Origin of the sequence: Janthinobacterium sp. 67 (assembly GCF_002797895.1) — a bacterium.
In the GTDB taxonomy this organism is placed as follows: domain Bacteria; phylum Pseudomonadota; class Gammaproteobacteria; order Burkholderiales; family Burkholderiaceae_D; genus Janthinobacterium.
The window spans coordinates 2,803,289-2,826,677 of record NZ_PGES01000001.1 but is presented as its reverse complement, the minus strand read 5'-3'; the positions used below and the strand labels follow the sequence as shown (position 1 = coordinate 2,826,677).

Genomic DNA, 23,389 nt, shown 5'->3' with positions numbered 1-23,389 from the left:
TATCAGGGAAGCGCTGCGGGCGCACCGCGTTTCTTGCTTTTTGCCTTAGCGGGCGCAGATGTCGGTGGTGGGCGGGCTCAGGGCCGCCGCATGCTGGATCTGCAGGGCGTCGGGCACGCCATTTTTCACGGCCGTCAGTTCGGCCAGGATGGAAATGGCGATTTCGGCCGGCGTCTTGCTGCCGATGTAGAGGCCAATGGGGCCATGCAGGCGCGCCAGCTGTTCCGCGCTGACGTCGAACTGCAGCAGCCGCTCGCGCCGTTTGGCATTGTTGGCGCGCGAGCCGATGGCGCCCACGTAGAACGCGGGCGATTTCAACGCTTCCATCAGGGCCAGGTCGTCGAGCTTGGGGTCATGCGTGAGGGCGACGACGGCGCTGCGGCTGTCGAGTTTCAATTCCAGCACGAGGTCGTCGGGCATGGCGTGCAGCAGCGGCACGCCGGGCACGTTCCAGCCGCCCCGGTATTCCTCGCGCGGGTCGCAGACGATGACGTGGTAGTCCATGGCTGTGGCGATTTGCGCGACGAAGCGCGACAGCTGGCTGGCGCCGATGATCAGCAAGCGCCAGCGGGGGCCGTGCTGCGTGGTGAGCACGCCATCTTCCAGGGCCAGCACCGCGCCCGGCGTGGCGCGCCGCAGGGTGACGGCGCCGCTTTCGAGATCCAGGCGGCGTTCGACCAGTTCATGCGCTTCCAGGCGCGCCAGCAGTTCGGCCACGCCGCTGCCCGCATGCAGCGGTTCGATGGCCAGTTCGATGGTGCCGCCGCAGGGCAGGCCGAAGCGGTGCGCTTCGTCGGCGCTGATGCCGTAGCTGACGATTTCAGGCTGCGTGCGCACGATGCCGTGCACGCGCACGGTGTCGATCAGATCATCCTCGATGCAGCCGCCGGAGACGGAACCGACCACCGTGCCATCGTCGCAGATGGCCAGAGTGGCGCCCACGGGGCGGGGGCTGGAGCCCCAGGTCTTGATGACGGTGACGAGTTCGCAGCGGTGTCCTGCGGCGAGCCAGGCGGCGCTGGTTTTCAGAACTTCAAGGTCGATGCTGTCCATGGGGCGCGGAAGGAAAGCCGCAAGTACGCGGCAAAGTATGGAATATTCTTCAATATTGTGGCTATACTACGCTCTCCAACAGCCTGCGGAGAGTTTTCATGTCGAACGACCAAAAAACGCAAGACGACGGCATCCCCAAGTTTGGCAAACTGCTCATCGCCCTGTTCCTGGCGGTGGTGTTTTGCGGCGCCCTGACCTGGATCATGGGAACGTATTTCCCGAATTTCCCGGGCGCCTGAACTAAACTGTCGCGTTAAGGCTTCAACGGCTTCTTCGCCGCCTGCTTGGCGCGCACGTCGATGACGGCGCGGTTGATGGCCGCCATGCGCGAGTTGGTGCCCGGATGCAGGGCCGTGTAGCCGTTGGCGACCGTGGCCGGCACTTGCGTGGCCAGGCGCTGCCAGAAGCGGGCGGCATTGTCGACGTTGTAGCCGGCGCGCGCCAGCAGGTAGATGGCCAGGGTGTCGGCCTGCACGTCGAGTTCCTGCGGCATGGCCTTGATGCCGGCGGTGCCCGTCAGCATCGACACGTCGGGCTGCACGGCGCCCAGGCTGTCGATGATGGTGGCGGCCGTACCTGCCGTGCGTTGGCTGCGCGCGTGGTCGAGGATGTTGTGGGCCATTTCGCGGGCGATGACGAAGGCGATGCCTTCGTCGTTTTGCGCCGCGTTGATCATGCCGCGCGTGAGCATGATGCGCGAACCATCCGAATACGCGTTGATATTGTCCGCATTGCCCAGGGCGACGCGGAAGGCGCAGGCGCGCGTGACGGGAATCTTGATGTCCTGCTGCTGGCCGTCGCGGGCGATGGTCATGTTCAGGCTCGCGCTTTTCGAGGCCAGCGGGCCGACGATGGCGCCGAACGGGCCTTCCGCTTTCGGGCCGGCCGGCAGCGGCTTGCCTTCGGCGGCCAGCAAGCCGTCGCCCTTGCGCAAGCCGGCGCGCGCGGCGCCGCTGCCCGGCAAGACGCCGGACACCTGCATCTGTTCACCGTAGCCGAGCGCTGCCTGCGCCGCGTCGGCATAGATGCCAGGGTAGGAATACTTGTTCTGCGCCGTGAAGCCCAGCAGGTTGCGCGCATACGTCTTGCACAGGTCCGCATTGTTGATCAGCAGGGGCGCCGAGACTTTCGACAGGCGGTCCTGCAGCGCCACCATCTTCACCAGTTCTTCCTGCGCCGCCTTTTGCTGCGCCGTCGGCGCGGGCGCATCGGGCGCCGGCACGATGTTGAACGGGCCGCTGACATTCGTCGCCGGCGTGGTGCAGCCGGCAAGGATGGCCGCAGTGGCCAACAGGAGAGGAGTGGCCAATCGGCGCAGCGAGGTTGGGGCTGGGATCAGATGGCGGAAACCTGGCATAAAAAAGTCCTTAATGTTTGCCGGTGCTGCCGAAACCGCCAACACCGCGTTCGCTGTCGCCGAATTCCTCGACGACGTTAAAGCCCACTTGCAGCACCGGCACGATAATCAGCTGCGCCAGGCGTTCCATGGGGTTGAGCGTGAAAGCGCTCTGGCCCCGGTTCCAGGTCGATACCATCAGCTGGCCCTGATAATCGGAGTCGATCAAGCCTACCAGATTCCCCAGGACGATGCCGTTCTTGTGGCCCATGCCGCTGCGCGGCAAAATCATGGCCGCATACGACGGGTCGCCGATGTGGATGGCCAGGCCGGTGGGTATGAGCACCGTCTGGCCGGCTTCGATAGTGATGGCTTCATCGATGCAGGCGCGCAGGTCCAGGCCGGCGCTGCCTGGCGTGGCGTAGGCCGGCAGCAGTTCTTTCATGCGGGCGTCGAGGATCTTGATGTCGATATTTTTCATGAATCTAACTAACTAAGCTAAGTCGTTTAAAAGGATTATTTGAGCAGCGAATTCTTGGCAATGCGCTTCGAGATTTCCGAAATCAGCTGGCGCGCCAGGTTCAGTTTCGAGGCGCGCGGCAGCACGGTATGGCCTTCCTCGTCGAACAGGATGATGGTGTTGTCGTCCTGGCCAAACGTGTTCTGGCCGATATTGCCGACAAGGAGGGGAATGCCCTTTTTCTCGCGCTTGGTCGAGCCGAATTCCACGAGGTTTTCCGATTCGGCGGCAAAGCCCACGCAATACGGGTAGCCGGCCAGGTTCGTGCGTGCCGCCACGGTGGCCAGGATGTCGGGGTTTTGCACGAACTGCAGTTCGGGCACGGAGCCGTCGGCCTGCTTTTTCATCTTCTGGTCGCTGGCGTTGGCCACGCGCCAGTCGGCCACGGCGGCCACGGCGACGAAGACGTGCTGGCCGTCGACGTGGGCCAGCACGGCGTCATGCATCTGCTGCGCGCTTTGCACGTCGATGCGGCGCACGCCGAATGGCGCGTCCAGGGCCGTGGGGCCGGAAATGAGCAGCACCTCGGCGCCCGCTTCGCGCGCCGCGCGCGCCACCGCATAGCCCATCTTGCCCGAAGACAGATTGGTGATGCCGCGCACGGGGTCGATGGCCTCGAACGTGGGTCCTGCCGTGACCAGCACGCGCTTGCCCGCCAGGACTTTCGGCTGGAAGGCGGCGATCAGCTCCGTCAGCAATTGCTCCGGTTCCAGCATGCGGCCCAGGCCAACTTCGCCGCATGCCTGTTCGCCGGCGGCCGGGCCGAACAGCTTGATGCCGTCGTCGCGCAACTGCTGCACATTGCGTTGCGTGGCGGGGTTCTGCCACATTTCCACGTTCATGGCCGGCGCCACCAGCAGGGGCAGGTGGGCGGGACGGGCCAGGCACAGGGTTGACAGCAGGTCGTCGCACACGCCGTGCGCGAGCTTGCGCATGAAGTCTGCCGAACACGGCGCGATCAGGATGGCGTCCGCATGGCGCGTCAGATCGATATGCGCCATGTTGTTGGCTATGCGCGCATCCCACTGGCTCGTGTGCACGGGGTGGCCGGACAGCGCCTGCATCGTGACGGCCGTGATGAAGTGGCTGGCGGCATCCGTCATCACCACTTGCACCGAGGCGCCGGCCTTGGTCAGCGCGCGGCACAGTTCCGCCGCCTTGTAGCAGGCGACGCCGCCTGACAGTCCCAGGACGATTTTTTTGCCGGACAATTCCATGCCGTTCTCCCGCGTGTTTATTTGTTTACCCGGCGCAGTTCATCGATGATGAACAGGGCCGCGCCGATGCAGATGGCGCTGTCGGCGATATTGAAAGCGGGGAAGTGGCCCCAGCTTTTCCAGTGGAAGTCGAGGAAATCGACCACGTGGCCATACATCAGGCGGTCGATGGCGTTGCCCAGCGCGCCGCCGAGTATCAGCGCCAGGGCCCAGCAGAACATGCGCTGGCCCGCGTGCTTTTTCAGCAGATAGATGATGTAGATGGCGGCCGCCAGGGCGATGCCGGTGAAGAAATAGCGCTGCCAGCCGCCCTGGTCGGACAGGAAACTGAACGCGGCGCCCTTGTTATATGCGAGCACCAGGTTGAAATACGAGGTGATGACCATCTCTTGCGCGTAGCGGAAGGTCTTCAGGATCGTGATCTTGGTGATCTGGTCGAACAGGATGACGATGGCGGCAATGCCCAGCCAGGGCACGAGCGACGCCGAGGATGACGATTTCGATGAAAAACGGTTTTTAGTGGCCATATTTTTCCAGGGAAGATAAAGCCGCCGCTACTCTTGCGGGCAGCGGCGGTGGGAGCGGGGCGGGAGTCATCCCGTCCCGGTTTGCTGCTTTAGGCGAAGCGGCGCGATTCGCCTTTTCCAAACAGATTGCTGACGCAGCGGCCGCACAGGGTAGCATGCGCGGCGTCCGTGCCCACGTCCGCACGGTAGTGCCAGCAGCGCTCGCACTTCGGCGCCGTCGACGCGGCCACGACCACCTCTTCTGCCGCTTCCTCAAGCACTTCGACCACGCTTGCCTGCGAGGTGATGAAGACGAACTTCAGGTCCTCGCCCAGGGTGGTGAGCAGCTTGTATTTCATCGGCGCGGCCTTGATTGTCAGTTCCGCTTGCAGCGACGAACCGATGGCGCCCGAGGTGCGCAAGTCTTCCAGCTGTTTCGTGACATCCGTGCGCACGGCGCGCAGGGCCGTGTATTTTTCCAGCAGCTCGGCCGCATCCGCCACCGCCGGCAGCTGCCACCAGGTTTGCGTGAAGATGGTTTCATCGCTGGCGGCATACGCTTCGCTGCCGGCGAAGACGGCCCATGCTTCTTCGGCCGTGAACGACAGGGCAGGAGCCATCAGGCGCAGCAGGCTTTGCGTGATGTGCCACAGGGCCGTCTGCGCGGAACGGCGCGCGTGCGAGCTCAAGCCAGAGGTGTACAACCGGTCCTTCAGGATGTCCAGGTAGAAGCCGCCCAGGTCTTCCGAGCAGTACGTCTGCAGCTTCGACACGACCGGGTGGAATTCGTAGCGCGCGTAGTTGTTTTCGATCTGCGTTTGCAGCGATGCCATGTTGGCCAGCGCATAGCGGTCGATCTCGAACATTTCCGCCACCGGCACGGCGTCCGTGGCCGGATTGAAGTCCGACGTATTGGCCAGCAGGAAGCGCAGGGTGTTGCGGATGCGGCGGTACGATTCCGTCACGCGCTTCAGGATCTCGTCGGAGATCGACAGCTCGCCCGTGTAGTCGGTCGAGGCGATCCACAGGCGCAGGATGTCCGCGCCCAGGGTGTCCGAGATCTTTTGCGGCGCCAGCGTATTGCCCAGCGACTTCGACATCTTCTTGCCTTCGCCATCGACCGTGAAGCCGTGCGTCAGCAGGGCCTTGTACGGCGGACGGCCGTTGAGCATCGACGACACGAGCAGCGACGAGTGGAACCAGCCGCGATGCTGGTCCGAGCCTTCCAGGTACAGGTCGGCCGGGAATTGCAGCTGCGTCGAGTGCGAACCGTGGCCTTGCGGGCCGCCCAGCACCGTCTGGTGCGTGGCGCCGGAATCGAACCACACGTCCAAGGTGTCCTTGTTCTTCGCGTAGATGGCCGCTTCGTCGCCGATCAGGTCTTGCAGGTCCAGCGCCTGCCATGCCTCGATGCCGTCTTTTTCGATCAGTTTGGCCACTTGCTCCAGCAATTCCGGCGTGCGTGGATGCAGGTCGCCCGTTTCCTTGTGCACGATGAAGGCCATCGGCACGCCCCACTGGCGCTGGCGCGACAGGGTCCAGTCGGGACGGTTGGCGATCATGCCGTGCAGGCGCGCCTGGCCCCAGTCCGGGAAGAACTCGGTCTCTGCGATGCCTTTCAGGGCCGTTTCGCGCAGGGTCGCGCCGCCGTCTTTTGGTGTCACGTCCATGCCGGCGAACCACTGCGAGGTGGCGCGGTAGATGATCGGCGTCTTGTGGCGCCAGCAATGCATGTAGCTGTGGTCGAACATCTTGACTTCGAACAGCGCGCCCGCTTCGCGCAGGGCGTTGCAGATCGGCTTCGACGCTTCCCAGATGGTCATGCCGCCGAACAGGGGCAGGGTCGAGGCGAACTTGCCGTCGCCCATGACGGGCTTGATGATGTCGTCGTCCTTCATGCCGTGCGCCTTGCACGAGATGAAGTCGTCCAGGCCGTAGGCTGGCGCCGAGTGCACCACGCCGGTGCCGCTTTCCGTGGTCACGTATTCGGCCAGGTACAGGGGCGACAAACGGTCGTAGAACGCGTCCGATGCATGCAGCGGGTGGCGGAAGCTGATGCCGGCCAGGGCCGCGCCGTCGCAGGTGGCGATCGTCGTGCCCTCGAGCTTGAAGCGGGCCAGGCTGGCCACGACCAGGTCTTGCGCCAGGATCAGCAGCAGTGGCTGGCCATCGCGCTCGGTCTTCACCAGCGCATATTTGACTTCCGGGTGCACGTTCAGCGCCTGGTTCGACGGGATGGTCCACGGCGTCGTGGTCCAGATGACGATGTAGCCGTTATCGGTCGGCAGCGATGGCAGGCCGAAGGCGGCCGCCAGTTTGGCCGGCTCGGCGAACTTGAACCCGACATCGATGGCGGGATCGCGTTTTTCCGCGTATTCCACTTCCGCCTCGGCCAGGGCCGACTGGCAGTCGAAGCACCAGTTGACGGGTTTCAGGCCGCGGTAGACATAGCCTTTTTCCAGCAGCTTGCCCAGCGCGCGCAATTCGTCCGCTTCATTGCCGTGCGCCATCGTCAGGTAAGGGTTGTCCCACTCGCCCAGTACGCCCAGGCGGATGAAATCCTTCTTCTGGCGCTCGACCTGCACGTTGGCGTAGGCGCGCGCTTTTTCCAGCACGTCGGCCGTCGGCAGGTTCTTGCCGTGCAGTTTTTCGATCTGGATCTCGATCGGCATGCCGTGGCAATCCCAGCCCGGTACATACGGCGCGTCGAAGCCGGCCAGCGAGCGCGATTTGACGACCATGTCCTTGAGGATCTTATTGACGGCGTGGCCCAGGTGGATATCGCCATTCGCGTACGGCGGGCCGTCATGCAGGATGAATTTCGGACGGCCGGCGGCGGCCTTGCGCACGCGCTCGTAGACTTTCTTGTCTTGCCATTGCTGTACCCATTGCGGCTCGCGCTTGGCCATGTCGCCGCGCATCGGGAACGGGGTTTCCGTCATGTTGACCGGGTATTTGCTTTCTGGCTTCTTGTTCTGCTTGGGCGTGGCTGGCTTGTTTTGATCGGACATAATCTTCTTTAATGATATTGAATGGTTTGCGGCGGCGGGTGCCGCCAGGCGGCGGAGTTGGCCGGCGTCAAATTCGGTCGGTGGCGGTAATGGCGCCGCTGCGCTGCTCGAAGTAGGCGCGCGCCTGGTTCGAGTCGCGCTCGATGGCGGCCGTCAGGGTGGGCAAGTCGTCGTACTTTTCTTCGTCGCGCAGCTTTTCCAGGAATTCCACGCGTACCAGCTTGCCGTAGCAGGACTGGGCGAAATCGAACAGATGCACTTCCAGCAAGACGCGGCCGCTGTCGTCGACGGTAGGGCGCACGCCGAGGCTGGCCACGGCCGGCAGCGGCGCCGGCCCCAGGCCGTGCACCTGCACGATGAAGATGCCGGACAGGGCGGGGCGGTGCGCCACGCGCAGGTTCAGGGTGGGGAAACCGAGGGTGCGGCCCAGTTTCTGGCCGTGGATCACATGGCCGGAAATGGCGTAGGGATGGCCGAGCAATTGCGTGGCCAGCGGGAAATCGCCGGCGGCCAGCGCCAGGCGCACGGCCGACGAGGAAATGCGCGTGCTGCCATTCATCACCGTCGGCAGAGTTTCTACGTGGAAACCGTATTGGCGGCCCGCTTCCTGCAGCATGGCCACGTCGCCGGCGCGCCGGGCGCCATAGCAGAAGTCGTCGCCGACCATCAGCCATTTCACGTGCAAGCCGTCGACGAGGACTTTTTCCGTGAATTCCTGCGGCGTCAGGGCGGCGAACTGGGCGCTGAAGTGCTCGACGACGACACGGTCGATGCCGGCGTCGTCCAGCGATTGCAGCTTGTCGCGCAGGTTGGCGATGCGCTGCGGCGCCTTCGACAGGTCGCCCGCGCGCTGCGCAAAGAACTCGCGCGGGTGCGGTTCGAACGTCATCACGGCCGCTTCGATGCCGAGTTCGGTGGCAGCTTCGCGCACGCGCGCCAGCAAGGCCTGATGGCCGATGTGGACACCGTCAAAATTGCCGATGGTCAGAGCGCAAGGCGCTCGTGCCTGGGCATTGGGAAGTCCGCGGAATACCTTCATAGGAATCTGATGAAAAACTGTGCCAAAAGGGGGATTATACGGACTGTTTCAGGGATGCACACCCGGCAGGGCGGGCGCAGGGGTAATTTCCCTGCTGAAATGATAAAAAGCGTTGCCGGCGGGTGTGCTGGCAACGCTTTTCGCGGCGGGCACTCGACTAGCTGCCCGACAATATCTTGGCGATATTGTCTTACTTGTTCATTAATGCCCAGTAGCGGGCCAGGTCCGCAGCACCATCCGTGCCCTTGACGGCTTTCAGCGCGGTCGATGCGTTGGATTTCTTGCCGGCGTGGATGTAGGCGATGCCCAGGTGCAGCTTGGCTTCTTCCGGATACTTGGCGGTGCCCATTTTCACGGCGTCATTCATCAAGCCCAGGCCTTTTTCTGCCTGGCCATCGTAGACCAGGGCGAAGCCCAGCTTGCTCAAGCTGTCGGCGTCCTTGTTCTTGACGTATTCCGCTTCCGACTTGGCGGCATTGGCCTTCAGGTCGGCCTGGGTCTTCAGGGCCAGGTCTTTCAGGCGCTGGTGACGGGCGGCATCGGCGCCGGTGCCCAGCACGCCTTTTTTGTAGCCCTGCTCGATGATGCTCAGCGCTTCGCCAGGATTGCCTGCTTGCAAGGCCAACTGGCTGATTTCCATGTATTCGGATGGCTTGCTGAACAGGCCGTTAGCCAGGCGCAGGCGCTGGACGTCCAGGCCCAGGCGCTGCGAGAAACCAGGCTTGCCCGACACGCGGTTCAGCAGGTCGGCCCAGTAGCTGGTCTTCGGATAGCTGCCGGCCAGTTTTTCCAGGGTGGCCACGTAGCCGGCCTTGTCGTTCTGTTTCAACTGGATGTTGGCCAGCATTTGCAGGCTCGCTTCCGAGTTGCCGCCGCGCGACTGCAGTTCTTTCGCCGCTTCGGCGTAGTTGCCGCTGACGTAGTAGGTCTGGATCAGCAGTTCGCGCATCTGTGGATCTTCGCGGTCTTTCAGCGAACGTTTGATCCAGGTGATGGTATTCGGCCAGTCCTTGGCGCGGTAGTACATGCCTGCCAGCGCTTGGGTAAATTTGGGGGCTTCGGCGGCGCTCAGGCGGCCGGAATTGATGACGGCTTCGAAAGCCTTGATGGCGGTGCCGTTGTCGCCGGCGGCGGCAGCGGCCGAGGCGCGCACGCGCTCGATCTGGTAGCTTTCAAAGGCGGTCTTGCCGCCGACGCTGTCAGCTTCGCGCAGCTTGGCCAGCGCTTCCTTGTTTTTGCCGCTGCTAGCGAGTTTTTGCGCTTCTTGCAGTGGCTTGCCCACTTCGGCACGCACGGTGTCCGCGGCGTATGCCAGCGAGCCCAGGCCGATTACGGGAGTTGCTGCGGTAAAACCGATAGCGGCCATGACGAGGCCGAGATGAGCGAGACGAAACTTGGACATAAGAAAGTCTTTCAGTAAAAAGCGAATAGGCAGGAAGTCCTGCCTATTCGGATGTAAAGAGAACCTGATTGCTGCAGCTTACTGGAATTGCTCGTTGCCGACCAGACCGATTTTGGTCACGCCCAGACGCTGCGCCGACGCCATCACACCGGCGACGACTTTGTATTCCACCAGCTTGTTCGGACGCAGATGCACTTCCGGCTGGTCTGCTTGCGCAGCAACGTTGCTCAGCTTGGCTTCCAGCGAAGCGCGGTCAGGAACGACCTGATTGTCCCACAAGATCGTACCGTCAAAATCGACATCGATCGTGACGACCACTGGTTCGGTTGTCGGTGGCGGCGGGGTGCCGACCGGCATGTTCAAGTTCACCGAGTGGTTTTGCTTAGGAATCGTGATGATCAACATGATAATCAGCACCAGCATCACGTCGATGAGGGGCGTCATGTTCAGTTCCATCATTGGTTCCGGATCCGCGCCTGGAGCGCTTCCCGAACCGACATTCATACTCATAGTGTTTCCTTTAAGAAGTCCAACGAAGCACCGGGCGAAACTGCCGCCCGGTCAGCTTCCGGCAGTGGCGCGCCCTTGTTGCCGGGGCGCCGCCGCCAGTTGCTATCAGCCCTTGTCAGGTGGTTCGGTGATGAAGCCGACCTTCTGGATCCCGGCACGTTGGGTCGTGTAAATAACCCGGCCGATCGATTCGTAGCGTGTTTCTTGGTCGCCACGAACGTGTACTTCCGGCTGCGGTACTTTCACTGCTTCAACTTTCAGATAATCGAACAGTTCGCTCGTATCTTTCAGTTTCTTCTGGCCCAGATAAATCTCGCCATCCTTGTTGACAACGATGTTGACGTTTTCTGGCTTGCTTTGAAGGGCTTGGTTGGCCTCGATCGGCAGATCGATTTTCTGCAATTTGAGGACAACCGGACTGGTGATCAAGAAAATGATCAGCAAAACCAACATGATGTCGACGAGCGGCGTCGTGTTGATTTCTGACATTACTTGATCTTCATCTCCGCTGTCGGAGCCGACGGACATCGACATGATTCTTATCCGATCTTTTTAGCGCCGGCAGCACGGCCAGCTTCGCTGGTCGACATTGCGCCGGAGATCAGTACCGAGTGAACGTCGGCGCTGAACGAGCGTACGTCTTCCATTGCGGTTTTGTTACGACGCACCAGCCAGTTGTAACCCAGAACGGCAGGAACGGCGACCAGCAGACCGAAAGCGGTCATGATCAGTGCTTCACCAACTGGACCTGCAACTTTGTCGATCGAAGCGTTACCGGTCATGCCGATGTTGGTCAGCGCGCCATAAATACCCCAAACGGTACCGAACAGACCGATAAACGGTGCGGTCGAACCAACGGTTGCCAGGAACGACAGGCCATCTTGCAGACGCGATTGGACTTTGTCCGAAGCGCGCTGGATCGACATCGTCACCCAGGTCGACAGGTCGATTTGTTCCAGCAGGGCGCCGTCATGGTGAGCCGTTGCCTTGGTGCCCGATTCAGCGATGAAGCGGAATGGCGAGCCTTCGGTCAAGGTTGCCGAACCGGCAGCGATCGAAGGAGCTTTCCAGAATTTGGCAGCGGTTTCTTTGGCTTGCTTGAAGATCTTCATTTGATCCATCAGCTTGGTGATGATGATGTACCAGCTGCCGATCGACATGATGGCCAGGATGATCAGGGTGGCGCGTGGCACGAAGCCGCCGTCCCACACTGCTTGCAGGCCGAACGGGTTGTGGACTTCTTCGGTTTTGGCTGGAGCTGCTGCGTCAGCGGCTGGAGCTGCTGCGTCTGCTGCTGGAGCTGCTGCATCAGCAGCTGGTACTGGTGCTGCTGCAGCGTCTGCCGCTGGAGCCGAAGCGGCAGCCGATGCTGGCGCGTCAGCGAATGCCGGAGCTGCTACCAGAGCGGTAGTAGCGGTAACGGACAACAGAACCGCGGCAAAAAATGCGGACAAACGGGTATTCTTAAACATGCTTCCTCCAAAATTAAAAATAACAGATCGCTGAACGTAATGACAACGAAATCATAGTGTGAGACAGGGGATAACTGTCTCGGGTTTTAATCCAGCGACCAAACGTATTGCATTTGCTGCCAGCCTTGTTCCGGCTTGCCGTCTACTGTTGCCGGCTTAAATGTACAGCGGCTGATACCTTGCACCGCGGCTTTGTCCAGGTCTCTGAAGCCGCTGGACTTCACGATCTTCGAATCAGCGACCTTGCCGTCTACACCGATCAGGAACGACAGTGTCACCACACCGGTTTCCTCGTTGCGCTGCGACGACTTTGGATAAGCCGGTTTTTCGCAGACACTGAAGTCAACCACGGCCGGTGTACGCACCGATTTGGCTGGTCCAGGAGTTGGCGCAGGCTGTGCAGGCGGCGATGGCGGTGCCAATACATTCGTGGCTGGCTTCACGGCAGTCGTATTTGCAATCACGTTCTGCTGTGGTGGCGGCTGCTGCACGTTCACCTCGACTGGCGGAATGAATGGCGGCGGTGGCGCCTTCATTTCTGGCGGCGGTGGTGGCGGTGGAAGATCCTTCGGTGGAGGCGGTTTGACTTCCTCGATAATCTTGGTTTCAACCGGTTCCATCATTTTGGTGACCAACCGCTTGCCCAAGCCCGTCACGATCCCGTAAGCCGCGAGAACGTGCAGCAGGACAACGATAGTGATGCCTGTGTAGTTCTTGGGACTTTTCTCGTTCGAAAAATTCATGCCTGCTTTCTCCAAATACCATCTCTTGTCTTGCAACTGAACCCCAAAATGACGACACAAAGCTCCAGCCGTATCCGGGACGTCGCCGAATTATACATACGAATTCTTTATTTTACACAGATTTTTAACGCCTAAAACCGGTTAAATTTTTGGCGCTTTTGCGCCCTGAAAACGTACTTGCTTATGCCATCTTTGCACGCTTTCGGACAGAAAAAAAGGCGGTCTTATCGGTTTTTTACAGCCGTTTTGGGCTACCACTGCTAAGTTCTCCGATGTGCCCATATGGCGGAATTATATTTCGTGATATTCAATATGGAAACCGCTAAATTTGGAGGAAAATCTTTCTTTTTGGAAATGTTTTGCGCCGGAACCAGACCACTTAGCCGTACGCGCGCACCAAACAAGTGCGGAACGGTCTTCACCCAGGTCAAAAAAGGCGGTCCTGGCGGCCCATTTGAGGCCGCCAGGCCATACGGAATTCCTATGTAGGCATAGGAAACGCTTATATTCTTGCCATTGATTATTATCAACAAATCATTTCATGGCCGGACAACGGGATCATCGCGCCGGTTGCGCTTTTCCCTGCGGCAATTCAAGGTGCCCAGGACGACGCCTTGCGGGTCGACCGTATCGAGGTGCACGTCGAAGCCCCACAGCCGCGCCACGTGCTTGAGCACCTCGGCCGCCTGCTGGTTCAGCGGGCGGCGCTGGAACTGCGTGTGGCGCAGGGTCAATGCGCGGTCGTCGCGCGTATTGACGGACCAGACCTGGATGTTCGGCTCGCGGTTGCCCAGGTTGTACTGCTCGGCCAGCTGCTGGCGCACGTAGCGGTAGCCGGCATCGTCGTGGATGGCGGAAATGGCCAGCTTTTCATTCTTGTCGTCGTCGAGGACAGCAAAGAAGTGGAATTCGCGGATGAGGCGCGGCGACAGATACTGGGCGATAAAGCTTTCATCCTTGAAATTGCGCATGGCAAAGTCCAGGCTCTTGCGCCAGTCGCTGCCGGCCATGTCGGGGAACCAGGCGCGGTCTTCGTCCGTCGGGTGCTCGCAGATGCGGCGGATGTCGCTCATCATGGCAAAACCCAGCGCATACGGATTGATGCCGCTGTAATAAGGACTGTCGATGGGGGGCTGGTAGACGACGTTGGTATGGCTTTTGAGGAATTCCATCATGAAGCCGTCGCCCACCACGCCTTCGTCATAGAGCTGGTTCAATATCGTGTAGTGCCAGAAGGTGGCCCAGCCCTCGTTCATCACCTGGGTCTGGCGCTGCGGGTAGAAATACTGGGAAATCTTGCGCACGATGCGCACCATCTCGCGCTGCCACGGTTCCAGCAGCGGCGCGTACTTCTCTATGAAGTACAGCAGGTTTTCCTCGGGTTCGGGCGGAAAGCGGGGCGCGGCCTTGCGCTGGTCGTCCTCGTCCTCGTCTTCGTCGCGCCGGGGCAGGGTGCGCCACAGCTGGTTGATCTGCGACTGCACATAGGCTTCGCGCTCTTTCTGGCGCGCATATTCCTTTGCCATCGACAGTTTCGCCGGACGCTTGTAACGGTCGACGCCATAGTTCTGGATGGCGTGGCACGAGTCGAGCAGCAATTCCACGGCGTCGACGCCATGGCGCTGCTCGCATTCGGCGATGTAATTCTTGGCAAACACCATATAGTCGATGATGGCGTCCGCATCCGTCCAGGCGCGGAACAGATAATTGCCCTTGAAGAAGGAATTGTGGCCGTAGGCCGCATGCGCGATCACCAGCGACTGCATGGTCAGGCTGTTTTCCTCCATTAAATAGGCGATGCACGGGTTCGAGTTGATGACGATCTCGTAGGCCAGGCCCATCTGGCCCCGCTTGTAGCTTTTCTCGGTGGACAGAAAGTGCTTGCCGAACGACCAATGGTTGTACGAGACGGGCATGCCCACCGACGTATAGGCATCCATCATCTGTTCGGCCGTGATGATTTCCAGCTGGTTCGGATAGGTGTCGAGGCCAAACTGTTTCGCCACCCTGCGGATTTCCTCGTGGATTTGCTCGATCAGCTCGAACGTCCATTCCGACTGCTCGGGCAGGGCGTTCGGGTGGCGCAGGCGCACGAACGGTTCGCCCGGAGTATTGCTGGCGCGGTCAAAGGCTGCACTCATCATTTCACCTGTTTCTTGAACAGTTCGCGGAAGACCGGGTAGATATCGGCCGGCGTGACGATCTTTTGCATGGCGAAATGGGCGTGATGGTCGAGCACGCCCGCATATTGCTCCCACAGGTTTTGCTGCGGGCCGTCGGTGATCTCGACATAGGTGTAGTACTGCACCTTGGGCATGATGGTATTGATCAGCAACTGGCGGCACAGCATGGAATCGTTGTCCCAGTTGTCGCCGTCGGACGCCTGCGCCACGTAGCTGTTCCATTGCCCGGCGCCATAACGTTCGTCGATGATGGTGTTGAGCAAGTGCAGCGCGGAGGACACGACGGTACCGCCGGACTCGCGCGAATTGAAGAATTCATGCTCGTCCACCTCGGCCGCCGCCGTATGGTGGCGGATGAAGACCACCTCGATCTTGTCGTAGACGCGCTTGAGGAACAGATATAACAGGATGAAGAAGCGCTTGGCCGTGTCCTTGCGCGATTCGTCCATGGAGCCGGAGACGTCCATGATGCAGAACATGACGGCTTGCGTCATGGGCTTGGGTACCTTGATGCGGTTGCTGTAGCGCAAGTCGAACGGGTCAATGAAGGGAATCGCCAGCAAGCGCGTGTGCAGGTGATGGATCAGGCGGCGCAGTTCCACCACCAGCGGATCGCTGTCGGGCGCGCCTTCATGCAGCAGGGTCGCCAGGTCTTCCTCGGCCTGCGCCAGCTGCTTGCGGGCGCCGCCGCCGACGGCGATGCGCCGCCCCAGTGCGCCGCGCAGGGAGCGCAGCACGTGGATGTTCGATGGCGTGCCCGACATATTGTAGCCGGCCCGCTGGTTCTTGAATTCCGTGGTGGTCGTCAGCTGGGTTTTTACCATGTGCGGCAATTCCAAGTCTTCGAAGAAGTAATTCATGAATTCTTCGCGCGACAATTCGAAGATGAAATCGTCTTCCGTCGTCTCGTCGCTATTGCCCGCCTTGCCCCGTCCGGCGCCACCGCCGCCTTTCGGCCGGGCGATCTGGTCGCCTTTCAGGTATTCCTTGTTGCCGGGATTGACCACTTCCCATACGCCGCCATGCGCATGGCCAAACGATGGTTCGCCCACGTCCTTGACGGGGATGCTGACCTTCTCGCCATTCTCGACGTCCGTGATCGAGCGCCCCTTGATGGCGCGCCCCACGGCATCCTTGATCTGGCCCTTGTAACGCCGCAGGAAACGCTCGCGGTTGACGGCGGATTTATTCTTGCTTTGCAAGCGCCTGTCGATGAGATATGTCAAAGGGTGCCTCCTTGCCTCTCGTCTTGCGCGCCCCGCCGGTCGTCAGGCGGGAGCGCGCCTTCGCTGTCCGCGCTATGACGACTTGCGTACGCGCAAGTACCATTCGCATAACAGGCGTACCTGCTTGGCCGTATAGCCTTTTTCCACCATGCGGGCCACGAAGTCGGCGTGCTTGTTGGCATCGTCGGCGCTGGCCTTGGCATTGAAGGAAATCACGGGCAGCAATTCCTCCGTATTCGAAAACATTTTCTTTTCAATCACGGTGCGGAACTTTTCATAACTGGTCCAGGCGGGATTCTTGCCGCCATTCGAGGCCCGCGCGCGCAAGCCGAAGTTCACGATTTCATTGCGGAAATCCTTCGGATTGGAAATGCCCGCCGGCTTCTCGATCTTTTCCAGTTCATTGTTCAGCGATTCGCGGTCGAAACTTTCGCCCGTGTCCGGATCGCGGTATTCCTGGTCCTGTATCCAGAAATCGGCAAACGTCACGTAGCGGTCGAAAATGTTTTGTCCGTATTCCGAATAGCTTTCCAGGTAAGCCGTCTGGATCTCCTTGCCGATGAATTCCACGTAGCGCTGCGCCAGGTGCTCTTTAATATACGAGAAGTAGCGCTGCTCGAGTTCCGGCGCGAACTGCTCGCGCTCGACCTGCTGTTCCAGTACATATAATAGATGCACGGGGTTGGCCGCCACTTCGGAATTGTCAAAGTTGAATACCTTGGACAGGATCTTGAAGGCAAAGCGCGTCGACAGGCCGTTCATGCCTTCGTCCACGCCCGCGTAATCGACGTATTCGTGCATGGACTTGGCTTTCGGGTCCGTATCCTTGAGGTTTTCGCCATCGTAGACGAGCATCTTCGAAAAGATGCTCGAGTTTTCCGGATCCTTCAGGCGCGACAGGATGGCGAACTGCGCCATCATGCGCAGGGTGCCGGGCGCGCACGGGGCCTTGACGAGCGAGGAATTGGCCACCAGCTTGTCGTAGATCTTGATTTCATCGGACACGCGCAGGCAGTACGGCACCTTGACTATATAGATACGGTCAAGAAACGCCTCGTTGTTGCGGTTGTTTTTGAACGTCTTCCATTCCGACTCGTTCGAGTGGGCCAGGATGATGCCGTCGAACGGAATGGCGCCGAAACCTTCCGTGCCCTTGTAGTTGCCTTCCTGCGTGGCCGTCAGCAGCGGGTGCAAGACCTTGATCGGCGCCTTGAACATTTCCACGAATTCCATCAAGCCCTGGTTGGCCAGGCACAGGCCGCCCGAATAGCTGTAGGCGTCCGGATCGTCCTGCGCATAGTCTTCCAGCTTGCGGATGTCGACCTTGCCCACCAGGGACGAAATATCCTGGTTGTTCTCGTCGCCCGGCTCCGTTTTCGAGATGGCGATCTGTTTCAGCACGGACGGATAGCGCTTGACGACGCGGAACTGATTGATATCGCCATTGTATTCATGCAGGCGTTTCACGGCCCACGGGCTGGGGATGTTGCGCAGGTAGCGGCGCGGGATGCCGTAATCCTCTTCCAGGATGGTGCCGTCTTCTTCCTCGTTGAACAGGCCCAGCGGCGATTCGTTGACGGGCGAGCCTTTCAGGCAATAGAAGGGCACGTGTTCCATCAGGGACTTGAGTTTTTCCGCGATGGACGATTTGCCGCCGCCGACAGGCCCCAGCAAATACAGGATCTGCTTGCGTTCTTCCAGGCCTTGCGCCGCGTGGCGGAAATACGAGACGACTTGCTCGATCACTTCCTCGGTGCCGTAGAACTCGCGGAAGGCGGGATAGATCTTGATCACCTTGTTGGCGAAGATGCGCGACAGGCGCGTGTCGTTGCGCGTGTCGACCAGCTGCGGCTCGCCGATGGCGGCCAGCATGCGTTCGGGCGCGCTGGCATACGTCAGCTTGTCCTTCTTGCACAGGGCCAGGTATTCGGTGAGCGACATTTCCTCTTCGCGGGTGCGCTCGTAGCGTGCTGCATAGTTATCAAAAATGGTCATGTCAATGTCCTTTAATGTAAACCTGAACTGCCAGTCACCATGGCCGCCCGCCTGGCACTCGCCTGGGCTTGCCGTCTGAACTTTTCCTGTACCCCGTACCGATTTTTATTGTTGTTTCAAGCCCGGCTGTCTTTGCGAGTCCGGATTGCCCGGACCAAAAAACTGGCGCTTGATGCCGTGTGCTGACGTGGCCAGCCGGCTTATTTTTCACTGTTGATAGCGCTTGTTGCACTTACCTTTACCCGATGAAATTAATTATTGCTCTAAAGGATCAGGAAGTCAAAAGATATGTCAGCATATCCTTAATACTTGTTTGTAAATTGTTGATTTAATTGGATAAATCATCAAATTTTTCATCGATTCCAATGAACCTTTATATACCTTTTAAACCATCATACGACAATTCGCCAGCGCGTGCCGGTGCGTGCCATGGCGCTGCCGCAGCTGGCGCCATGGCGGCCGCTCGCCGGTGAGGCCGGCCATCTTGCGCTAAGATGCCTGCATGTCTGATGGCCCCGCGCGCCGCGCGTGCGCGAGCCAGCATTTTTATCGTCACCCTATAAGGAACACCCATGATGAACTCCCCATTGCGCGCGATCGTCCGCGGCATGCCGAAAGCCGAATTGCATATCCATATCGAAGGCTCGCTGGAGCCAGAACTGATTTTCGCACTGGCGGCGCGCAATGGCGTGCCTCTGGGCTATGAATCGGTGGAACACTTGCGCAGCGCCTATGCTTTTACGGATTTGCAGTCTTTTCTCGATATTTATTACGCTGGCGCAAGCGTGCTCTTGAAAGAGCAGGATTTCTACGACATGACGCAAGCCTACCTGCGGCGCGCCGAGGCCGATAACGTCTTGCACACGGAAATTTTCTTCGATCCGCAAACCCACACGGCGCGCGGCGTGGCCATGGCCGACGTGATCAACGGCATCCATCGCGCCTGCCAGGACAGCCCCGTCAGCGCGGCCCTGATCCTGTGCTTCCTGCGCCACCTGAGCGAGGAAGAAGCGTTCGAGACCCTGGAAGACGCCTTGCCGCACCGCGACAAATTCATCGGCATCGGCCTCGATTCGTCGGAAGTGGGCAACCCGCCCGAGAAATTCTCGCGCGTGTACACCCGCTGCCGCGAGCTGGGCCTGCACCTGGTGGCCCACGCGGGCGAGGAAGGTCCGCCAGCCTACATCCGCACGGCGCTCGACGACTTGCAGGTCGAACGCATCGACCATGGCGTGCGCTGCCTGGAAGACGCGGAACTGACGGCCCGCCTGGCGCGCGAACAGATCGCCCTGACCGTGTGCCCGCTGTCGAACACCAAGCTGCGCGTGTTCGACCAGATGCATGACCATAACCTGGTGCAACTGCTCGACGCCGGCCTGCTGGTGACGGTGAATTCGGACGATCCCGCGTATTTCGGCGGCTACATGAACGACAATTTCGACGCCATCTTCGACGCCTTGCCACTGGGCCTGTCCCACGCGCATCGCCTGGCGCGCAACGGTTTTATCGCCGCCTTTCTGCCGCAGGCACAGAAAGACGCCTTCCTCGCCACCGTCGATGCATATTTCGCCCAGCACGCGGCCGCCCACGGCAGCGCGCAATAACGCATCACAATCAACTCGCATAAAGACCCGCCGCCCATGTTCCGCCTCTCCCTGAAAATGACCGGCCGCGACTGGCGCGCCGGGCAACTGCGTTTCCTGCTCGTCGCGCTGATCGTCGCCGTGGCGGCTTTGTCCGCCGTCGGCTTCTTCGTCGACCGCCTGCGCGCGGGCCTGAACCGCGATGCGCACCAGTTGCTGGGGGCCGACCTCGTTATCAACGCCGACCAGCCCGTCAATGCCGCGTGGCGCGCCGAGGCGCAGAAGCGCGGGTTCATCCTGGCCGACACGGTGACGTTTCCCAGCATGGCGCAGGCGGGCGAGGGCGAGCAATCGCTGTCGCAACTGGCGTCCATCAAGGCCGTCTCGCCCGGCTACCCGCAGCGGGGCAAGCTGAAAATCACGACCAGCGCCAGCGAAGCGCAGGATGCCGTGGGCCGGCCCACGGACCAGGTGCCGGCGCCCGGCACCGTATGGGTCGATGCGGCGATCCTGTCCAGCCTGAACGCGAAGCTGGGCGACACCCTGACCCTGGGCGACAAGGCATTTACCGTCACGCAACTGATCGCCAGCGAGCCTGACCGCGGCGCGTCCTTTTTGAACTTCGCGCCCCGCGTGATGCTGCCCTTGGGCGACCTGGCCGCCACGGCGCTGGTGCAGAACGGCTCGCGCGTGTCGTACCGGCTGCTGCTGTCGGCGCCACCGGCCAAGGCCGCCGAGCTTGCGCAATATCAAGCCAAGCTGGAAAGCCAGATCAAGACGCAGGCCATCAAGGGCGTGCGCATCGAGTCGCTGGAATCGGGCAGCCCGCAAATGCAATCGACCCTGGACCGCGCCGACCGTTTCCTGTCCCTCGTCGGCTTGCTGTCGGCCATGCTGGCCGCCGTCGCCGTGGCCATGGCCGCGCGCCGCTTCATGCTGCGCCACCTGGACGCCTGCGCCATGCTGCGCTGCCTGGGCCTGACGCAAAACCAGGTCACGGCCATGTACGTGATCGAATTCCTGCTCGTCGGGCTGGCCGGCAGCGTCGTCGGCGTGGTGGTAGGCTTCGGCGGCCACCTGGTGCTGCTCGAGTTGCTGGGAAAACTGGTGCAAAGCGACTTGCCGCCCGTTTCCATGCTGCCCGCCTTGCAGGGCGTGGCCACCGGCATGCTGCTCTTGCTGGGTTTTGCCCTGCCGCCGATTTTGCAGTTGCGCAATGTGCCCCATAACCGCGTGATCCGCCGCGAACAGGAGCCGCCGCAGGCGCTGGCCGTGGCCACGTATGGCCTCGGCATCGCCGCCTTCGTCGTGCTGCTCTTGTGGCAGGCGGGCGACGTGAAACTGGCGCTGCTGACGGCGGCCGGCTTCCTCGGCGGCTTCGCCCTGTTCGCGCTGGCCGGCTGGCTGGGCATCAAGTCGCTGAAAACCCTGCGCGGCGCTTTCAAGCACCAGGGCTGGCGCTTTGCCGTCACGTCCTTGCAGCGCCGTCCGGGCGCCACCGTCATCCAGGTCGTGTCGCTGGCCCTGGGTTTGATGGCCTTGCTGCTGCTGACGGTAGTGCGCGGCGACTTGATGGTGGCCTGGCGCAACGCCACGCCGCCCGATGCGCCGAACCGCTTCATGATCAATATCCTGCCGGAACAGAAAGACCCGATCGCCGCGCGCCTGGCCAAGGCCGGCGTGGCCGATGCCCCCTTGTATCCGATGATACGGGGGCGCCTGGTGGCCGTGAACGGCAACGCGATCACGGAAACCACCTACGAGGATGACCGTGCCAAGGGCCTGGCCGACCGCGAGTTCAACCTGTCGACGATGTCCACCATGCAGGAAGAAAACAAGCTGGTGGCCGGCAAGTGGTTCAGCAACGCAGCGGGCGCGCCTGCCGAAGCGTCGGTGGAAGAGGGCATCGCCAAGACCCTGAAGCTGAAACTGGGCGACAAGCTGCGCTTCGACATCGCCGGCCAGCCCGTGGAAGCGGCCATTACCAGTTTGCGCAAGCTGGAATGGGGTTCGATGCGCGTCAATTTCTTTGTCATCATCAATCCGGCCGCCATGGCGGACACGCCGCAGACGTGGATCACGGCCTTCCACTTGCCGGCCGCGCAGGCGGACCTGGGGAATGCTCTGCTGCGCGACTATCCGAACCTGACGGTGGTCGACGTGGGCGGCGTGCTCAAACAGATCCAGGGCGTGCTGGACCAGGTGGTGACGGCCGTCGAATTCCTCTTCGCGTTCACTTTGGCGTCGGGCTTGCTGGTGCTGTATGCGGCCCTGATGGGTTCGCAGGACGAGCGCACGCGCGAAGCGGGATTGCTGCGCGCGCTGGGCGCCACACGGCGCCAACTGGCGCAGGCGCTGCTGATCGAATTCTCGCTCGTCGGCGCCCTGGCCGGCTTGCTGGCGGCATCGGGCGCGGCCGCCATGGGCTGGGCCCTGGCGACCTACCAGTTCAAGTTCGCCTGGAGCTTCGCGCCCGGCGTGTGGGCATTCGGCCTGCTGGCCGGCGCCCTGTGCGCGATCGCCGGCGGCTGGCTGGGCTTGCGCAATGTCTTGAAACATCCGCCGTTGCAAACCTTGAGGGAAGGCTAAGCACTGACGCTGTCGCCCGCCCCCGCGCGCAAGAATTGCGCATAGGACATGACCGGTTGCCCCAGCTGGTGCGCCGGCACGTCGAACAGGGCCCAGAAGTACGTCACGCGGCCGAGGCAGATGGTGGGCGCGGCGCAGTAGCGGAACCAGTTCTCGCCGATCTGCGCCGCGTACATGCCGTCGCTGTCGGCGTCGGAAAAGTAGGGGATCACGCGCATTTCCAGCAGCGCCAGCAGCAGGGATTCTGGCGCGTCGCTGTCGCGCGCCATTTCGTACTGCGTGTGCAGGCTACGTTCCGTCTCGATGATCATCAGCTTGGCGTGGCCGTCGCGCGTGAAGAACAGGATGCCGCTGGGATTGGGGAAAATATAGTATTCGACAAAGCCATGGCGCTGGCACAGCTCGTGCACGACGGCGGCCAGCGCTTCGTCTTGCAGGAAACTGTAGTCGTGCAGCATCAGCAAGTCGCGCACGGTGTCCGTCTGCTGCATAAAGAATTCGCGCTGCAGGGCATGGATTTCCTGTTCCAGGATGTCGAGCGCATCGTCGTCGCTCTTCTTGATGTAGCGGTCGATCAAGCCCCGGTTGAAGGCCGTCACGGCCACCTTTTCATCGGCCGCCCCCGTAAATAAAATCTTCTTGCACGGCAGGTCGCGCACGGCCTGGCAGAATTCCAGGCCATTCATCTGCGGCATCGAATAATCGACCACCAGCACGGAGGGCATGGCAAAGCGCTGCGCCTGGCCGCTGATGCGCCAGATGCGTTCGATGTCGAGCGCCACGTTGCACTGGTCGGGCGGCAGGTTTTGCGTGTCGAAGTTGACGTGCAGGGGCGTCTCGCCCGGCTGCGTGCTCTGGCGCAGCCAGTGCAGCGCGCTGCTCGTGTCGTGGAACGTCTTGCGCGCCAGGCAGGGATCGAGCTGGAACGCCAGGCTTTTCAGGAAGGAATCGCTGTCGTCGATCAATACGGTCAGGGTCGGATGTGTGTAGACGGGCAGTTGCAT

The 23,389-nt window shown here is 61.2% G+C and carries 19 protein-coding genes; 3 read left to right on the top strand and 16 right to left on the bottom strand.

Annotated elements, in window-relative coordinates; genetic code table 11:
• Positions 1–45: 45 nt before the first annotated feature.
• Positions 46–1,053 carry an XdhC family protein gene (locus CLU90_RS12690; RefSeq protein ID WP_092711141.1) on the bottom strand — a complete coding sequence of 336 codons (1,008 nt, stop codon included), beginning with the start codon at positions 1,051–1,053 and terminating at the stop codon, positions 46–48.
• Positions 1,054–1,151: 98 nt separating this feature from the next.
• Between CLU90_RS12690 and CLU90_RS29695 the strand changes: the two genes are divergently transcribed.
• The gene (locus tag CLU90_RS29695; protein ID WP_175444556.1) at positions 1,152–1,292 is read left to right on the top strand and encodes a hypothetical protein; all 141 of its coding nucleotides are present in this window, start codon (positions 1,152–1,154) and stop codon (positions 1,290–1,292) included.
• A gap of 14 nt (positions 1,293–1,306) precedes the next feature.
• Here the strand turns inward: CLU90_RS29695 and CLU90_RS12685 are convergent, their stop codons facing one another.
• From CLU90_RS12685 to CLU90_RS12620, 14 genes are all read right to left on the bottom strand, one after another.
• A complete protein-coding gene (locus CLU90_RS12685) occupies positions 1,307–2,410 on the bottom strand; it encodes a M48 family metallopeptidase (protein ID WP_092711139.1) in 1,104 nt (367 codons plus the stop codon).
• Positions 2,411–2,420: 10 nt separating this feature from the next.
• Entirely contained in the window at positions 2,421–2,870 is a 450-nt protein-coding gene (dut, locus tag CLU90_RS12680) for a dUTP diphosphatase (RefSeq protein WP_034785229.1), read from the bottom strand.
• Between the two features lie 35 nt (positions 2,871–2,905).
• Complete coding sequence (gene coaBC / locus CLU90_RS12675) at positions 2,906–4,126, bottom strand: bifunctional phosphopantothenoylcysteine decarboxylase/phosphopantothenate--cysteine ligase CoaBC (RefSeq protein ID WP_100428078.1); 1,221 nt, start codon at positions 4,124–4,126, stop codon at positions 2,906–2,908.
• Between the two features lie 17 nt (positions 4,127–4,143).
• Positions 4,144–4,653 carry a signal peptidase II gene (lspA, locus tag CLU90_RS12670; protein ID WP_034754175.1) on the bottom strand — a complete coding sequence of 170 codons (510 nt, stop codon included), beginning with the start codon at positions 4,651–4,653 and terminating at the stop codon, positions 4,144–4,146.
• An 89-nt stretch (positions 4,654–4,742) separates the two neighbouring features.
• On the bottom strand, positions 4,743–7,643 hold the full coding sequence (gene ileS, locus CLU90_RS12665; RefSeq protein WP_100428077.1) for an isoleucine--tRNA ligase: 2,901 nt from the start codon (positions 7,641–7,643) through the stop codon (positions 4,743–4,745).
• Between the two features lie 67 nt (positions 7,644–7,710).
• Positions 7,711–8,682, bottom strand: a complete 972-nt coding sequence (locus CLU90_RS12660; protein WP_034754171.1) for a bifunctional riboflavin kinase/FAD synthetase — start codon at positions 8,680–8,682, stop codon at positions 7,711–7,713.
• A gap of 190 nt (positions 8,683–8,872) precedes the next feature.
• Positions 8,873–10,084: a hypothetical protein gene (locus CLU90_RS12655; RefSeq protein WP_092711131.1), complete on the bottom strand. Its 1,212-nt coding sequence runs from the start codon at positions 10,082–10,084 to the stop codon at positions 8,873–8,875.
• Between the two features lie 78 nt (positions 10,085–10,162).
• On the bottom strand, positions 10,163–10,594 hold the full coding sequence (locus tag CLU90_RS12650; protein ID WP_176741207.1) for an ExbD/TolR family protein: 432 nt from the start codon (positions 10,592–10,594) through the stop codon (positions 10,163–10,165).
• A 105-nt stretch (positions 10,595–10,699) separates the two neighbouring features.
• A complete protein-coding gene (locus CLU90_RS12645; protein WP_034754165.1) occupies positions 10,700–11,128 on the bottom strand; it encodes an ExbD/TolR family protein in 429 nt (142 codons plus the stop codon).
• A 5-nt stretch (positions 11,129–11,133) separates the two neighbouring features.
• The gene (locus CLU90_RS12640) at positions 11,134–12,066 is read right to left on the bottom strand and encodes a MotA/TolQ/ExbB proton channel family protein (protein ID WP_198511204.1); all 933 of its coding nucleotides are present in this window, start codon (positions 12,064–12,066) and stop codon (positions 11,134–11,136) included.
• An 86-nt stretch (positions 12,067–12,152) separates the two neighbouring features.
• Positions 12,153–12,809 (bottom strand): energy transducer TonB, encoded by a 657-nt coding sequence (locus tag CLU90_RS12635; RefSeq protein ID WP_086146759.1) that lies wholly within the window; start codon positions 12,807–12,809, stop codon positions 12,153–12,155.
• A 539-nt stretch (positions 12,810–13,348) separates the two neighbouring features.
• Positions 13,349–14,950, bottom strand: coding sequence for a SpoVR family protein (locus CLU90_RS12630; protein ID WP_046686270.1), 1,602 nt, complete (start codon positions 14,948–14,950; stop codon positions 13,349–13,351).
• Positions 14,950–16,218: a YeaH/YhbH family protein gene (locus CLU90_RS12625; RefSeq protein WP_100428076.1), complete on the bottom strand. Its 1,269-nt coding sequence runs from the start codon at positions 16,216–16,218 to the stop codon at positions 14,950–14,952. Before CLU90_RS12625 ends, CLU90_RS12630 begins: the two co-directional genes overlap by 1 nt.
• A 72-nt stretch (positions 16,219–16,290) precedes the next feature.
• Complete coding sequence (locus tag CLU90_RS12620) at positions 16,291–18,213, bottom strand: PrkA family serine protein kinase (RefSeq protein WP_034754154.1); 1,923 nt, start codon at positions 18,211–18,213, stop codon at positions 16,291–16,293.
• Between the two features lie 572 nt (positions 18,214–18,785).
• Between CLU90_RS12620 and CLU90_RS12615 the strand changes: the two genes are divergently transcribed.
• Together CLU90_RS12615 and CLU90_RS12610 are read left to right on the top strand one after the other, a co-directional pair.
• The gene (locus tag CLU90_RS12615) at positions 18,786–19,817 is read left to right on the top strand and encodes an adenosine deaminase (RefSeq protein ID WP_092711127.1); all 1,032 of its coding nucleotides are present in this window, start codon (positions 18,786–18,788) and stop codon (positions 19,815–19,817) included.
• 36 nt (positions 19,818–19,853) lie between these two features.
• Positions 19,854–22,385: an ABC transporter permease gene (locus CLU90_RS12610; protein WP_100428075.1), complete on the top strand. Its 2,532-nt coding sequence runs from the start codon at positions 19,854–19,856 to the stop codon at positions 22,383–22,385.
• Here CLU90_RS12610 and CLU90_RS12605 read toward each other — a convergent pair.
• Positions 22,382–23,389 carry a response regulator gene (locus CLU90_RS12605; RefSeq protein ID WP_092711123.1) on the bottom strand — a complete coding sequence of 336 codons (1,008 nt, stop codon included), beginning with the start codon at positions 23,387–23,389 and terminating at the stop codon, positions 22,382–22,384. The two genes, CLU90_RS12610 and CLU90_RS12605, sit on opposite strands and share 4 nt — an antisense overlap.

Excerpts from the sequence above, each read along its gene's own strand:
- coaBC (WP_100428078.1), bottom strand. The coding sequence starts at position 4,126 with ATGGAATTGTCCGGCAAAAAAATCGTCCTGGGACTGTCAGGCGGCGTC.
- CLU90_RS12685 (WP_092711139.1), bottom strand. The coding sequence starts at position 2,410 with ATGCCAGGTTTCCGCCATCTGATCCCAGCCCCAACCTCGCTGCGCCGA.
- ileS (WP_100428077.1), bottom strand. The coding sequence starts at position 7,643 with ATGTCCGATCAAAACAAGCCAGCCACGCCCAAGCAGAACAAGAAGCCA.
- CLU90_RS12640 (WP_198511204.1), bottom strand. The coding sequence starts at position 12,066 with ATGTTTAAGAATACCCGTTTGTCCGCATTTTTTGCCGCGGTTCTGTTG.
- CLU90_RS12630 (WP_046686270.1), bottom strand. The coding sequence starts at position 14,950 with ATGAGTGCAGCCTTTGACCGCGCCAGCAATACTCCGGGCGAACCGTTC.
- CLU90_RS12605 (WP_092711123.1), bottom strand. The coding sequence starts at position 23,389 with ATGCAACTGCCCGTCTACACACATCCGACCCTGACCGTATTGATCGAC.
- CLU90_RS29695 (WP_175444556.1), top strand. The coding sequence starts at position 1,152 with ATGTCGAACGACCAAAAAACGCAAGACGACGGCATCCCCAAGTTTGGC.
- dut (WP_034785229.1), bottom strand. The coding sequence starts at position 2,870 with ATGAAAAATATCGACATCAAGATCCTCGACGCCCGCATGAAAGAACTG.
- lspA (WP_034754175.1), bottom strand. The coding sequence starts at position 4,653 with ATGGCCACTAAAAACCGTTTTTCATCGAAATCGTCATCCTCGGCGTCG.
- CLU90_RS12660 (WP_034754171.1), bottom strand. The coding sequence starts at position 8,682 with ATGAAGGTATTCCGCGGACTTCCCAATGCCCAGGCACGAGCGCCTTGC.
- CLU90_RS12650 (WP_176741207.1), bottom strand. The coding sequence starts at position 10,594 with ATGAGTATGAATGTCGGTTCGGGAAGCGCTCCAGGCGCGGATCCGGAA.
- CLU90_RS12610 (WP_100428075.1), top strand. The coding sequence starts at position 19,854 with ATGTTCCGCCTCTCCCTGAAAATGACCGGCCGCGACTGGCGCGCCGGG.
- CLU90_RS12620 (WP_034754154.1), bottom strand. The coding sequence starts at position 18,213 with ATGACCATTTTTGATAACTATGCAGCACGCTACGAGCGCACCCGCGAA.
- CLU90_RS12615 (WP_092711127.1), top strand. The coding sequence starts at position 18,786 with ATGATGAACTCCCCATTGCGCGCGATCGTCCGCGGCATGCCGAAAGCC.
- CLU90_RS12690 (WP_092711141.1), bottom strand. The coding sequence starts at position 1,053 with ATGGACAGCATCGACCTTGAAGTTCTGAAAACCAGCGCCGCCTGGCTC.
- CLU90_RS12635 (WP_086146759.1), bottom strand. The coding sequence starts at position 12,809 with ATGAATTTTTCGAACGAGAAAAGTCCCAAGAACTACACAGGCATCACT.
- CLU90_RS12655 (WP_092711131.1), bottom strand. The coding sequence starts at position 10,084 with ATGTCCAAGTTTCGTCTCGCTCATCTCGGCCTCGTCATGGCCGCTATC.
- CLU90_RS12645 (WP_034754165.1), bottom strand. The coding sequence starts at position 11,128 with ATGTCGATGTCCGTCGGCTCCGACAGCGGAGATGAAGATCAAGTAATG.